Genomic DNA, 14,261 nt, shown 5'->3' on the forward strand with positions numbered 1-14,261 from the left:
GTTTAGTTGCGCGGGCCTATTTCCGGATGAAAGTGGCAAACAGTTCCACATGGGACGACCACAGGAACTGGTCCACCGGTGTCAGGGTCTCAATCCGGTAGCCGCCGTCCTGCAACGTTTTGGCATCCCGGGCGAAGCTGGCGGGATTGCAGGAAATGAAGATGACTTTCTTGACCCCCGATCCGGCGATTTGCTCGCATTGCGCATCGGCCCCGGCCCGGGGCGGATCGATGATCACCACGTCATAGGCGTTCAGTTCTTCCGCCATCAGGGGGCGGCGGAACAGGTCCCGCGTTTCACTGGTCAGGTTGATCCGGCTTTTATTCGCCCCGCTTTGCAGGGCCTCTGTCAGGGCGGCGTCCCCTTCAATGGCATGCAGGCTTTTGCAGTGAGGCGCGGCCGGTAACGAGAAACTGCCGCAGCCCGAGAACAAATCGACCACATCCTGTTTTTCCGGCAGATGGTCCAGCATCAGGTCGGTGAGGGCCTGCTCCCCCTCCCGCGTGGCTTGCAGGAAGGCCCCCGGCGGAATATTGACCTGTCCGCTGCCAAGGGGAATGGCCGCCGGTTTTCGCGCCGCGACCACTTCCAGCAGTTTGTCCGTTTCGTGATAGAGCGAAATACGGCTGAGATCATGGTCCGCGGCAAAGGACGCCAGGGTTTCGCGAACACCAAGGTCCAGATCAAGATTGGCAGTGATCAGCAGGTCCGTGCCGTTCAGGGTGCGGGTCAGGGTCAGGCGGGCCTGACTGTTGCGGGGCATTACAGTGGGCAGCATGGCCCGCAGCGGTTTCACAAGGGCCAGCAGGTCCGCATCGATCAGGGGGCATTCCCCCACATCGAAAATCTGGTGACTGCGCCGCAGGTGATAGCCGATCATGACGCCCTTTTTCCGCTTGGCGGCGACAAATTCGACGCGCCGGCGGGAGCGGGGCGGGCTGCTCACGGTCGGGTTGATGGGCGGGAAGACGACCTCGGCCCGTGTCAGGGCCTCCTCAAGGCGCTGGCGTTTCCAGTCTGCGAGCCAGTCGCCATCGATATGTTGAAGCGAACAGCCCCCGCAGGTGCCGAAATGGCGGCAGGCGGGTTGCTGCCGGATGGGGGCGGGCTGGGTGATGGCGGTCAGGGTTGCGGTCTGGCCCCGGCCGCGCTTTTCGCCGGGCTCGGCCTGAACCCGGTCACCGGGGGCCGTGAAAGGCACATACCATGCTTTCCCTTCGGCGGTGGCGACACCGTCCCCTCCCGCGCCAAGGTGATCGATTTCCAGTTCAAGCATCGAAGGAGGCTCCCATGAGATATTCTGTATTTCCGTCGCTGCCGGTGATGGGGCTTTCAACCGAGCCCAGGCAGCGCCACCCGGTACGGGCGTCGATCCAGGCTTCCATGTCGCGCCGGACTTTTTCCTTGAGTTCAAGGTCGCGGACAATGCCGCCCTTGCCAAGATTTCCCTTGCCCACCTCGAACTGGGGCTTGACCAGAACGGCAAGAACCGCGCCGCGTCGGCACAGGTTAAGGGCCGCAGGAAGGGCCTTGGTGAGGGAAATGAAGCTGACATCCGACACCACCAGATCGATGGGTTCGGGAATATGATCGGCCGACAGGTGCCGGGCGTTCAGGTTTTCAAGATTGATGAGGCGGGTCTCGTTCTGGAGTTCCGGTGCCAGTTGGCCGTGACCGACATCCACGGCATAGACCCGTTCGGCACCCCGGCGCAACAGAACCTGACTGAAGCCGCCGGTACTTGCCCCGATATCGACAGCGACCTTGTTCTGACAGTCGCAACCGAAATGATCCAGGGCGGCAATGAGTTTCAGGGCCCCCCGGCCAACCCACTCGAAGTCGAGAGTCTCCACGGATAAATCGCAGTTTCCGCTCACCTTGCGGTTTGCCTTTGTCGCGGTGACCCCGTTCAGGGACACCCGCCCGTCTGAAATCATTGCCTGTGCCTTGGCCCGACTGGGGGCAAGCCCTCGCGCGACCAAGGCAAGATCAAGTCGTTGGTATGCTGTCGCCATCGCAGTCGGTCAAAGAGGGGTGGCGGAAAGGGTGGATGCCGTACTCTTGGCCTCCAGTGCATTGAGGGCGGTATCAACGATCTGCTGATGGTTGAGGCCCGCCAGATCATACATTTTTTCCGGCTTGTCCTGATCAATGAACAGGTCGGCCATACACAGCGGACGGACCTTGAGGCCGTTATCCAGAAGGCCGTTCATGGCAAGGAATTGCATCACATGGCTGCCAAAGCCGCCAACCGCGCCTTCCTCAACCGTGATCAAAAGATCGTGGCTCTCGGCGAGGGAGCGGATCAACTCCTCGTCCAGCGGCTTGCAGAAGCGGGCATCCGCAACCGTGGTGGACAGGCCCTTAGCGTCCAGTGTTTCCGCTGCCAGCAGGGATTCTGCAAGGCGGGTACCAAAGGACAGGATGGCGATTTTCTTGCCTTCCTTGACAATACGCCCCTTGCCGATTTCAAGCGGCTGCCCCTTTTCGGGCATGTCCACGCCCACACCCTCACCGCGCGGATAGCGGAAGGAAATGGGGCCGTCATCATAGGCGGCGGCTGTCGCCACCATATGTTTCAGTTCGGCTTCGTCGGCGGCGGCCATGACCACCATGTTGGGCAGGGTCGCCAGATAGGTGGTGTCGAACGATCCCGCATGGGTCGCCCCGTCCGCCCCGACCAGACCGGCGCGGTCAATGGCAAAGCGAACCGGCAGGTTCTGGATGGCCACATCGTGAACCACCTGATCATAGGCCCGCTGCAGGAAGGTGGAATAGATGGCCACAAAGGGTTTGAGCCCCTCGGTCGCCATACCGGCGGCAAAGGTGACCGCATGCTGTTCCGCAATCCCCACATCAAAGCAGCGCCCCGGAAATTCCTTGGCGAACTTGTCAAGGCCGGTGCCGTCCGGCATGGCGGCGGTAACCGCCACAATGTTCCGGTCCTCACGGGCCTCGGCAATCAGGCTTTCGGCGAAAACCTTGGTATAGCTTGGCGCGTTGGGGGTGGCCTTGGCCTGCGCCCCGGTCACCACATCGAATTTCGAGACCCCGTGATATTTGTCGGCGGCGGCCTCGGCGGGTGGGTATCCCTTGCCCTTCTGCGTGACACAGTGAATGAGGATCGGGCCGTTTTCCGTATCCCGTGCATTTTTCAGGACCGGGATCAGGTGTTCCAGATTGTGCCCGTCAATGGGGCCCACATAGAAAAACCCGAGTTCCTCGAACAGGGTACCGCCGGTGACCATGCCACGGGCGAATTCCTCGGCACGCTTTGCTGTCCGCTCCAGCGGATCAGGCAGTTTCGACGCAATCTGTTTCATCAGGTCGCGCAAGGATCGATAGGACCGGCCAGACAGCAGGCGGGACAGATAGGCGCTCATGGCGCCAACGGGCGGCGCGATGGACATATCGTTGTCGTTCAGGATGACGATCTGGCGGCTGTCCATGGCCCCGGCATTGTTCATGGCCTCATAGGCCATGCCCGCGCTCATGGAGCCATCCCCGATCACTGAAATCACATTGTTCTGGCGACCCAGAAGGTCCCGGCCCACCGCCATGCCAAGACCGGCGGAAATGGACGTGGAGGAATGGGCCGCCCCGAACGGGTCATATTCGCTCTCGGACCGCTTGGTAAAGCCGGACAGGCCATCGGCCTGCCGCAGGGTGCGGATACGGTCGCGACGCCCGGTCAGGATCTTGTGCGGGTAACACTGATGCCCCACGTCCCAGATCAGGCGATCATCCGGTGTGTTGAAAACATGGTGAATGGCGACGGTCAGTTCCACAACGCCAAGACCGGCCCCAAGATGGCCCCCGGTAACGGACACCGCATCAATGGTTTCCTGCCGAAGCTCGTCCGCAAGCTGGATCAACTGGTCCATTGTGAAGTGCCGCATGTCCGCCGGATATTTTACCTGGTCGAGAAGCGGTGTTTTAATCTTGTCAGTCACATTAATACTCGTTTTCTACCGTCTGCGTGTCACAGTAAAGCGGGCCGCATCCATCAGAAGATCGGCATTGCCCTTGAACATGCTGAGATGGCCGATGGCCTGCTTGGAAAGCATGTTGGCGTGGATTTTGGCTTTTTCCAGACCCAGCAGGGAAACAAAGGTGGCCTTGCCGGCATCCTCGTCCTTGCGGGTGGCCTTGCCCATTTCCTCGACTTCGCCCTCTGCATCCAATATGTCGTCCGTGATCTGAAAAGCCAACCCCAGGTCGTGGGCAAAGGCCTTCAATGCACTGATTTGCGCAGGGGAGGCATGGCCAAGAAGCGCGCCAGCCTCACAGGCAAAGGTGATCAGGGCACCGGTTTTAAGCTGCTGAAGGCGGGTGATCGTTGCCAGCGAGATGTCCTCGTTATTGGCATAGATATCCATGGTCTGGCCGCCGACCATGCCGCGCATGCCGGCCGCCTGTGCCAGTCGTCCCACCAGCATGGCCCGAACCGAACCGGACGGATGGGTGGCCGGGTCGGCGAGAATTTCGAAGGCCAGCGCCTGCAGGGCATCACCGGCCAGAACCGCGAGGGTTTCGTCAAATTTCTTGTGAACCGTGGGAATGCCCCGGCGCAGGTCATCATCATCCATGCAGGGCAGATCGTCATGAATCAGCGAATAGGTGTGCATGATTTCAAGCGCCGCCGCCACACGGACGGAATAATCGCGGGAGACACTGAACAGGTCGGCGCACTGGATCACCAGAAAGGCGCGCAGGCGTTTGCCGCCCGACAGGGTCGCATAGCGCATGGCCTCGCACAGTTCGCGTTCCAGCGAGCTGGTGGTGGGCAGAAAACGGTCCAGTTCCCGTTCCATCAGTTCGGCGGTCTGCCGAAGGGCCGTGGCGAAATTGTCTTCCATAAAACTACTCTATATCCGAAGGCGCAGCAGATGCGTGGGGCCTGTAGGGTCCTGAAATTATTCGACGTTTGCGGGTTCGGTGCCGAGCGTGCCGTTCTGGTTCACAATCTTGTCGATTTTCTCCTGTGCGGAGCGCAGCTTGTCTTCGCAATGCTGCTTCAGCAAGGACCCGCGGGTATAGATTTCGATGGATTGATCAAGATCCACCTGCCCGGAATCCAGTCTCTCGACAATTTGCTCCAGTTCCTTGAGGGCCGCCTCGAAACTCAGTTCGGCAATATCGGCCGGGATTTTCTTTAACTCAGACATGGTCACTCCTTTGCCATCTTATACTCTGGCTTCAGGCGCCAAGCAATGTTTTCACATGGATTTGCGCGCTTTCGCCAAGGCCGACAAGGTCATATCCCCCTTCCAGCACGGATACAATCCTTCCGCGGCAATGGCGTTCGGCGCTGTCCATCAGTTTTCGGGTGATCCATTCAAAATCGCTGACATCAAGGTCAATGTCGGCGCGCGGGTCCCGGTGGTGGGCATCAAACCCGGCAGAGATGATCAGCAGTTCGGGCTGAAACGCATCAAGCGCGGGCAGGACCACCTTTTCCATGGCGGCCCGGAATTCCGCAGAACCGGCCCCGGCGGGAAGGGGGGCGTTGACCACGTTGCCAACCCCGGTTTCCGATACATGGCCGGTGCCGGGATAAAAGGGCGCCGCCTGATGGGTGGAACCATAGAACAATCCGGCATCCTGTTCGAACAGGGCTTGCGTCCCGTTGCCGTGATGCACGTCGAAATCAATGACGGCCACCCTGTCCAGCCCATGCGCCTGCCGGGCATGAACGGCACCGATGGCCACATTGTTATAAAGACAGAACCCCATGGCCCGGTCTTTCTCCGCATGATGTCCCGGCGGGCGAATGGCGCAAAAGGCGTTGCTGCCCGGCTCGCTCATCACAAGGTCGATGGCATCGCGAACCGCGCCGACCCCGCGCAAGGCCGCGCCAATCGATCCCGGCGACATGAAGGTGTCCGGGTCCAACTGGATAATGCCCGTCTTCGGGGCCTTTCTCTCAATCTCGTCCAGATAGTCCGGGTCATGCACCAGTTCCAGCAACTCACGCGTGCCTCGGCTGGCCTCGTGGCGAATAAGGGCGGCAAATTCATCCTCGTCCAGATGGTGCAGGACAGACCGCAAACGGTCCGCCATTTCCGGGTGTCCGGGGCCCGTATCATGGAACAGGCAATCCTTGTGCGTGAATAAATGCGTGGTCATGGGGTGCTTTCATTCGTTAATCAGGAAATGCTCAAGATTTTTGGCAGATTTTTTTATTGATTTCAAATGAACTTCGACAGAATAGTGATCGTAAACAGTTCAAGGGTTGTATCGTAAACAGTTCAAAGGTTGTATAATACATCATGAAACGGATTGGTCGCATACTTCTGGCAGTCGCTGTTATCGCCGCTGCTTATGCAGGATGGAAATATCAGGATAGAATTCCGTTCCTGTCAGACAAGAATACTGCGACAGAGGGGGCACCCCGCGGCGCAAGGGCGGTGCCGGTTATCGCCCAGTCCGTGATCCTGCGGGATCTGCCCGAGGTCGTTTCAGCGGTGGGAACCTTGCTGGCGCGGGAATCCGTGGATATCACCTCCAAGGTATCGGCCAAGGTTGTGCGCCTGAACATTACCGAAGGCGGCCACGCGGAAAAAGGCCAGCCGCTTGTCTATCTGGATGCCACGGAGTTGGAGGCGCAACTGGCCGAAACACGGGCGTCGCTGGAAAATTCCCGGAAATTGTATGCGCGGGCGCAGAAGCTGTTCAAGACCCGCAACGTGCCTGCCTCCCGGGTTGAGGAACTGTTGTCCGATCTGCAGGTGGCCGAGGCCAAGGTGCTGGCAACGCAGGCCCGCCTTGATCATTATGTGATCCGGGCGCCGTTTTCCGGCAAGCTGGGATTGCGGGAAGTCAGCCTTGGGTCGCTGGTGCGGCCGGGCGACCTGATCACCACGCTGGATGATATTGTCAGTCTGAAGCTGGATTTTGATCTGCCGGAACGCAATCTGGCCAGTATACGGCCGGGGCAGACCTTCCAGGCCACCAGTGTTGCTTTTGAGGGGCGCTCTTTCCTTGGCGAGATCAGGACCATTGCCACCCGGATCGATCCGGTTACGCGGGCCGTGCGCATTCGCGGCATTATTCCCAATGACAGTGGCGAGCTGCGCCCCGGTATGTTCCTGTCCGTCCAGCTCAGGACCGGTACCACGGAAAATGCCGTGCTGGTGCCTGAACAGGCGGTGACCATTTCCGCCGCCGGTCATTTTGTCTACGAAATCGTGGATGGCACGACAATCCGCCGCGAGGTGACCATTGGTCGCCGGGTGCCGGGCTGGGCGCAGGTTGTCGCCGGTCTTGGGCAAGAAGCGGTTGTCGTGACCGAGGGCTTGCAGAAGATCAAGGACGGCGGCAAGGTGTTGGTGACACTGGAACAGCCGACCGCCCTGCCCGAGGATGACGGGAAAGGCCTGATGCAATGAAGCTGCCCGATCTGGCAATCAAGAGGCCGGTCCTCGCCATTGTTTTTTCCCTGGTTCTGGTCCTGTTCGGCCTGTTCTCCTATCAGTCCTTGAGTGTGCGGGAATACCCGGACATTGATAAACCCAACGTGTCGATCAGCACCACCTACAAGGGGGCGTCGGCGGAAATTATCGAAAGCCAGATCACCCAGATCATCGAGGATGCGGTGGCCGGCATTGGCGGCGTAGTGCGGATCAACTCCACCTCGCGTGAGGAATCCTCGTCCATCAACGTGGAATTCGATCTGTCTCGCGATATTGAATCCGCAACCAACGATGTCCGGGCACGGGTGTCGCGGATTGTGTCGCGCCTGCCGGATCAGGCGGATGCACCCCGGATTTCCAAATCGGAAAGCGATGCCCGGCCGATCATCTGGCTGTCCATGTCCAGCGACCGGATGAACCCGCTTGAACTGACGGATTATGCGGAACGGAACCTTGTCGATCCGCTGTCCACCGTGAACGGTGTGGCCAGTGTGCGGATTGGCGGGGCGCGCCGTTATGCCATGCGGATCTGGCTGGATACCGGGGCCATGGCCGCCCACAGCCTGACAGTTCAGGATCTGGAAACGGCAATTCAGAAACAGAATGTCCGTTTGCCGTCGGGCCGGATCGAGTCCGTGAACAGCGAATTTAATATCCGTACGGAATCCGATCTTAGAACCGCCGAGGGGTTTGAGCGGGTCATCCTGCGCAATGACGGTCGGGGCATTGTCCGGCTTGGTGATGTGGCCCGCGTTGAGGTTGGCGCTGAAAACGAGCGGACGGCTCTTCGCGTTAATGGCCGCGACTCGGTCGGGCTGGGGGTAATCCGGCAATCAGGGGCCAACGTTCTGGAGGTGGCCGACGGCGTGAAAGCCGTGGTGGCCCGGCTGGAATCGACCCTGCCGCAAGGCATGACCCTGACGGCGTCCTATGACCAGTCCGTCTTTATCAGCCAGTCCATCAAGGAGGTGTTTCTGGCGCTTGGTATTGCCATGGTTCTGGTGGTGCTGGTGATCTATGTCTTCCTGCGGTCCGTGCCCGCCACCTTCATTCCGGCGGTGGCCATTCCCGTTTCCATTATCGCGACCCTGACCGTTCTGGCCATGCTGGATTATTCGGTCAACGTGCTGACCCTGCTGGCGCTGGTGCTGGCAATCGGGCTGGTGGTGGATGATGCCATTGTGGTGCTGGAAAATATCCACCGGCGGATTGAGCTTGGCGAACCCCCATTGCTGGCGGCCAGCCGGGGTGCGCGTCAGGTGGCCTTTGCGGTGGTGGCGACAACCATTGTCCTGATCGCGGTGTTTCTGCCCATTTCCTTCCTTGAAGGAACAACCGGGCGACTGTTTCGGGAATTTGGGGTTGCGGTTGCGGCGGCGGTGATGTTCTCCAGCTTTGTGGCGCTGACCCTGACCCCCATGTTGTGTTCCAAGCTGTTGGTCGAACAGAAGCAGGAAGGGTGGTTCTATCGCTCGACCGAATTCCTGTTCGTCAAGCTGGCCGATCTGTATCGCTGGGGCTTGCGGTTTGCGCTGCGGGTTCCGGCACTGATTGTCATTGTCGCGGTTGTGGTGTCCGGGGTGGCCTATTTCTTCTTTGAAAAGCTGCCCAAGGAATTCGCCCCGACCGAGGATCGCGGGGTGTTCTTCGTTCCCGTCCGGGCGGCCGAGGGGGCCAGTATGGACTATACCGCCCGCAACGTGCGCAAGATCGAGGATTTGCTGAACCCGCTGGTCGAGAATGGCGAGGGGTCCAGTGTGTTTGCCCTTGTGGGTAGTTCCTCCCGTCCGGGGCCGGTCAATACGGCCTTCATGTTCACCCGTCTGGTCCCGTGGGAACAGCGCGAACGTTCCCAGCAGGAAATTGTCAGTTCGGTCTTTCCCGGCCTGCTGGCGATCCCCGGTGTGCGGGCCTTTGCCATTAATCCGGCCAGTCTGGGACAGCGCGGTTTTCAGGCTCCGGTTCAGGTGATTGTCGGCGGCCCGTCCTATGACGTGATCAATGGATGGGTGGACCGCATTATCGAACGGGCACAGGAAAACCCCAACCTGCTGGATCTGGACAAGGACTATCAGGAAACCCAGCCCCAGTTGAAAATCCAGATCGACCGGGAACGGGCGTCGGATATGGGCGTGTCCATCCAGACCATCGGGCGGACGCTGGAAACCCTGATGGGGACCCGGACGGTCAGCACCTACGAGGACGGCGGCAAGCAGTATGACGTGATCATGCGGGCGCGTGAGGAGGACCGGCAAAGCCGTCAGGATCTGGACCGCATACAGGTCCGCTCGGAACAGTCCGGGCGTCTGATCCCCTTGTCCAACTTTGTGTCTGTCACGGAAATCGCCGGTCCCGGTGAATTGAAGCGCACCGACCGCCTTCGGGCGATCCGGATCACCGCCTCGCTTGGGGATGGGTATACGCTGGAACAGGCGCTGAGCTATCTGGAAACCATCGTCAAGGAGGAAACCGCCGAGGAAGCCCGGATTTCCTACGGGGGCCTCAGCCGGACCTTCATGGACTCCAACACAGCCCTGATGTTCACCTTTGCGACAGCCTTTCTTGTGGTGTTTCTGGCCCTTGCCGCCCAGTTTGAAAGTTTCATCCATCCGGTGATCATCATGACCTCCGTGCCGCTTGCGGTGACCGGGGCGCTGGGGGCGATCCTGTTCTACGGGCTCAGTCTCAACGTTTACAGTCAGATCGGGATTGTCATGTTGATCGGGTTGACGGCGAAGAACGCCATCCTGATCGTGGAGTTTGCCAACCAGCTTCGCGAGGAGGGGCTGGAGATTCTGGATGCGGTGACCGAGGCGTCCGTGATCCGGCTGCGGCCCATCCTGATGACGACCATCTCCACGGCGCTGGGGGCGGTGCCGTTGGCGCTGGCCACAGGGGCCGGAGCGGAAAGCCGCGAGGCCATCGGTATTGTCATCATCGGCGGGGTCATGTTCTCGACACTGCTATCGTTGGGGGTGGTGCCGGTCTTCTATCTGCTGCTGGCCCGTTTCAGCAAGCCATCCAACTATCTGGCTGACGCTCTCCAGAAACTGGAAAGCCGCTATCAGGACGCCGACAAATAGACGTCGGACACGGGGATGCCAGCGGTGTAAGGCCGCTGGCAATCCGCTGCAAACTCTCTCCAAACCCTTTGTAATTCTTCTCTCAAGCCGTCTTTCAGGGTGGCCTGTTTGCGCTGGATTATCTATAAGTTTAATAAAATTTTAAGAATTGGCTTTTACCCTTTCGGATAGTCAATTTGTGTTGGGACAAGGCCTGTGTTCGTGTGCGGATCGCCGTCCTTTCCAACTCTTTTTCAGTATGTAAGTCAGTTGTTGTGTAGGCAGGGTTGAATTCTGAACAGGGTTTCGTGCGTTTTTGCCGGGGCCCTGTCGTCAATCGTGCCTGCCGCTGTGTTTTCAAGAGGGGCCTGCCTCGTTGGGGGTGAATGATGCAGGGCATGTGGAGTTAGGGGTAATGGGAGCTTTGATCAGTGAAAATGCGGCGAGTGTCTCGCTGCATTTGATGTGTGACGACCAGACGGTCCGACGATATATGCGTCAGAACGTCGTCGATCCGGTTATCTCCCTTCATGTAAACAGTTTCCCCCCCGCAACCGACCTTTCATCCTTGCCCCGGGATGCAGACATCATCGTCTTCGTGATCAGCGAGGACAGTTTCTCCCCAACCCTGACCCTGCTTTCCGCCCTTTGCCGGGACAGCCAGTCGCCGTCGCCGGCCCTTGTTGTTATTGACCCCGCCGCCACCGCAGAACGGGCCGTCCTGATGATGAAGGGCGGGGCGGATGACTATATCCCCCATCGCCGTTCGGCGGGGCTGGCGGCCCTTCAGGATCGGGTGGAGGAAGCCTGCCTGAACATTCTGACAACCCTTCGCGATCGCGCCGCCGCGCCGCGCCGTGTCGTTACCGGTGCGGTGCAGGAGCGGGCGCGTCTGTCGGCGTTGCGGCGGCGTATCCACAAACTGGTGCGTACCGCCCGGTATCTGGCCACCCGTACCAGCCTTGATGAGTTGTGCGAGGGGCTTCTGGAAACATTGGGGGAGGCAACTGGCGCCACCGGGGGCAGCCTTTACCTGAAGCAGGGGGACTGCCTGAAGCGGGTCCATTGTCTTGACCCCGGCCATGCCCCGGCGACCCTGTCCCTGCCCTTGCGGGAGGGCAGTATCTTCGCCAGCGCCTTTGAAACGGGCAAGCCGATCATGCTGGAAGGCGACGAGCAGGTCTCGTCCTGTCAGTTGAGCGGTTGGGGCGGCTACCAGTCCGAGAACCTGCTTGTATATCCGTTGATGGAAAAGGGCGGGGCCCCGATCGGGCTTCTGTCCCTGCATGGGAAAGAACAGGCCGATTTCACCGAAGAGGACCGGGGGCTGGTCCTGATGCTGGTGTCTTTCACCCACGAGACCATCCGCGCCCTGATGGCCCATGAAAAATCCAACCGCACACTGGAAAGCCTGAACCGCACCTTCGAGAATATGGAGCAGGGCATCCTGCTGCTGGATACGGCGGGAAAGGTGGTTCACTTCAACCACCGCTTTGCCGAACATTTCGGCCTGCCGGGGGACGCGGTCAAGGTCGGGCAGACCCTTGAAGGGCTCTATCAGATGGTGCAGGAGCGCGGCGATGTCTGGGAGGATATGCCGGAGACCCATCACCGGTCCGTGGCGGCGGACGGCTTTGTTCGTCAGCATACTTGCGCGGACGGGAAAATTCTGGGGCTGGTCGGTAATCCGGCCGATGACGGCGGGCTTGTCCTGACCTGTACGGACATCACGGAACAGAAGAAGGTGGAGCGTGACCTGCTGCTCGCCAAGGAGGAGGCCGAGGCCGCCAGCCGCAGCAAGACCAGTTTCCTCGCCAATATCAGCCATGAACTGCGGACCCCGCTGAACGCCATTATCGGTTTTGCCGAACTGATGGACAAGGAGGTCTTTGGCCCCCTGAATAACAAGCGGTACGCGGAATATGTGGATTATATCCATGACAGCGGATCGCATCTTCTGGGGGTGATCAACAACCTGCTGGACCTGTCCAAGGTGGAGGCGGGCAAGCTGGACCTCCGCGAGAGCGAGGTGCATCTGCCCAGCCTTATTGAAAGTTCCGTGGCCTTTGTGTCCTCACAAGCCCAGAAGCAGGGGCTGGATGTTCGTACCCATACGGAACTGGAAACGGAAACCCTGACCGGGGACGAGGATGTGTTGCGGCAAATCCTGCTGAACCTGCTGTCCAATGCGGTGAAATTCACCGGGGCTGGCGGCGCCGTTCTGGTGCGGGTTCGCCAGCAGGGCGACGATCACGTGGCCATTACCGTCAAGGATAACGGCATTGGTATGTCACCGGAGGATATCGAGGTGGCCCTGAAACCCTTTGGTCAGGTCAGAAGCGATCTGGCGCAGGGCCAGAAAGGCACCGGGCTTGGCCTGCCGCTGGTGGCGTCCCTGGTAGAGGCACACGGGGGCCGGTTCGAAATTGACAGCAGCCCCGGCAAGGGAACCCGCTGCACCATTCTGCTGCCTTATAAAAAGGATTAACTGTCTTCGTGTTCTTTCGGGGCACCGGGCGGTGTGCCGATGGGCTGACCGTTGATCATGCAGATATAGATATAGATGTGGGAGCTGAGTTCCGTGAACTGGGCCGCGATCAGGTCGCCTTCCGCCCGGATTACCTTGGCGGAAAAGGTTCCCTTTTCGCCCCGCTCGAACACATCGATTTCGCCGTTGATGATATCGCCGGCGGCATGGCCGTGGGCCTCCATTTGCACGGAGAAGCCATCCGGCGACCAGTCGTCCGCCAAATGAGGAATGCCATCAATGATCAGGACAACGCGGGAACTGGGGTCGCGAAAGAACTTGCGCCGATCGTCTGCGATACCGGAAGAATTGGTCATCTAATTTCCCCAGATCAGTTTCTTTTATCCAGATTTCCAAACTTGTTTGTACAGGACAAAACCATTCGCTAGTATGGTCGCGAGACCTTAATAATCTGTTAAATATTTGATGGGCTTTACAAATGTCCAATTCGCAGAAGATCCTACTCCTGACCGGTGCCAGCCGGGGCATCGGTCACGCCACTGTCAAGCGGTTCAGTGCCGCAGGCTGGCGCGTCCTGACGGTTTCCCGGCAGGCGTTTTCCGAATACTGTCCCTGGGAAGGCGGGATCGACAACCATATCCAGCTTGACCTTGCCGATATCGACAGTCTTGAAGCCGGGCTTGACCTCATTCGTGAGAAACTGGACGGGGCACCCCTGCATGCGCTGGTCAACAATGCGGGGATTTCCCCGAAAGGCCCGGAAGGGGCCCGGTTCAATACCCTGAACTCCTCTTACGCGGATTGGCAGCATGTCTATAATGTCAACCTGTTCGCGCCGCTTCTGCTGGCCAAGGGCCTGTTCGCGGAACTGGTCGCGGCAAAGGGGGCCATTGTCAACGTGACCTCCATCGCGGGCAGCCGGGTACATCCTTTTGCGGGTTCTGCCTATGGCACCTCCAAGGCGGCGCTGGCGGCCCTGACCCGCGAGATGGCGGCTGATTTCGGCCCGCACGGGGTCCGGGTCAACGCCATTGCGCCGGGCGAGATTGACACCTCCATCCTGTCACCGGGGACCGAGGAACTGGTGGCGGAAATCCCCCTCCGCCGTCTTGGCCGCCCGGAAGAGGTAGCCTCCACCATCTATTTCCTGTGCGACGCGCCGTCCTCCTATGTGACCGGCGCCGAGGTGCATATCAACGGCGGACAGCATGTCTGACCAAGTGGGGGCCTAGGGCCTGACCCCCTGAAATAATAAAAAGGCGCGGCAGGGAACCCCACCGCGCCTTTTTTGTTTTT

At 59.6% G+C, this 14,261-nt stretch carries 11 protein-coding genes; 4 read left to right on the plus strand and 7 right to left on the minus strand.

Annotated elements, in window-relative coordinates; all coding sequences use genetic code 11:
* Positions 1–16 precede the first annotated feature (16 nt).
* From FQB27_RS08180 to FQB27_RS08205, 6 genes are all read right to left on the minus strand, one after another.
* Positions 17–1,276, minus strand: coding sequence for a class I SAM-dependent RNA methyltransferase (locus FQB27_RS08180; RefSeq protein WP_169560418.1), 1,260 nt, complete (start codon positions 1,274–1,276; stop codon positions 17–19).
* Positions 1,269–2,015 (minus strand): TlyA family RNA methyltransferase, encoded by a 747-nt coding sequence (locus FQB27_RS08185; RefSeq protein ID WP_169560419.1) that lies wholly within the window; start codon positions 2,013–2,015, stop codon positions 1,269–1,271. Before FQB27_RS08185 ends, FQB27_RS08180 begins: the two co-directional genes overlap by 8 nt.
* Positions 2,016–2,024: 9 nt before the next feature.
* Complete coding sequence (gene dxs, locus FQB27_RS08190) at positions 2,025–3,899, minus strand: 1-deoxy-D-xylulose-5-phosphate synthase (RefSeq protein ID WP_240953454.1); 1,875 nt, start codon at positions 3,897–3,899, stop codon at positions 2,025–2,027.
* A gap of 69 nt (positions 3,900–3,968) precedes the next feature.
* Positions 3,969–4,859, minus strand: a complete 891-nt coding sequence (locus FQB27_RS08195) for a polyprenyl synthetase family protein (protein ID WP_169560421.1) — start codon at positions 4,857–4,859, stop codon at positions 3,969–3,971.
* A gap of 57 nt (positions 4,860–4,916) precedes the next feature.
* Complete coding sequence (locus FQB27_RS08200) at positions 4,917–5,168, minus strand: exodeoxyribonuclease VII small subunit (protein ID WP_169560422.1); 252 nt, start codon at positions 5,166–5,168, stop codon at positions 4,917–4,919.
* Between the two features lie 31 nt (positions 5,169–5,199).
* On the minus strand, positions 5,200–6,129 hold the full coding sequence (locus FQB27_RS08205; protein ID WP_169560423.1) for a histone deacetylase family protein: 930 nt from the start codon (positions 6,127–6,129) through the stop codon (positions 5,200–5,202).
* A gap of 143 nt (positions 6,130–6,272) precedes the next feature.
* On the opposite strand from FQB27_RS08205, the gene FQB27_RS08210 reads away from it, so the two are divergent.
* From FQB27_RS08210 to FQB27_RS08220, 3 genes are all read left to right on the plus strand, one after another.
* A complete protein-coding gene (locus FQB27_RS08210; RefSeq protein WP_169560424.1) occupies positions 6,273–7,391 on the plus strand; it encodes an efflux RND transporter periplasmic adaptor subunit in 1,119 nt (372 codons plus the stop codon).
* The gene (locus FQB27_RS08215; RefSeq protein WP_169560425.1) at positions 7,388–10,498 is read left to right on the plus strand and encodes an efflux RND transporter permease subunit; all 3,111 of its coding nucleotides are present in this window, start codon (positions 7,388–7,390) and stop codon (positions 10,496–10,498) included. The genes FQB27_RS08210 and FQB27_RS08215 overlap by 4 nt, the downstream gene beginning before the upstream one ends.
* A 394-nt stretch (positions 10,499–10,892) precedes the next feature.
* Positions 10,893–12,965 (plus strand): ATP-binding protein, encoded by a 2,073-nt coding sequence (locus FQB27_RS08220; protein ID WP_169560426.1) that lies wholly within the window; start codon positions 10,893–10,895, stop codon positions 12,963–12,965.
* On the opposite strand, the gene FQB27_RS08225 is transcribed toward FQB27_RS08220, so the two are convergent.
* Positions 12,962–13,321, minus strand: coding sequence for a PilZ domain-containing protein (locus tag FQB27_RS08225; protein WP_169560427.1), 360 nt, complete (start codon positions 13,319–13,321; stop codon positions 12,962–12,964). The genes FQB27_RS08220 and FQB27_RS08225 overlap by 4 nt on opposite strands.
* Before the next feature lie 122 nt (positions 13,322–13,443).
* On the opposite strand from FQB27_RS08225, the gene FQB27_RS08230 reads away from it, so the two are divergent.
* The gene (locus FQB27_RS08230) at positions 13,444–14,181 is read left to right on the plus strand and encodes an SDR family NAD(P)-dependent oxidoreductase (RefSeq protein ID WP_169560428.1); all 738 of its coding nucleotides are present in this window, start codon (positions 13,444–13,446) and stop codon (positions 14,179–14,181) included.
* Positions 14,182–14,261 lie beyond the last annotated feature (80 nt).

Source organism: Sneathiella chinensis (genome assembly GCF_012720115.1).
Classification (GTDB): domain Bacteria; phylum Pseudomonadota; class Alphaproteobacteria; order Sneathiellales; family Sneathiellaceae; genus Sneathiella; species Sneathiella chinensis.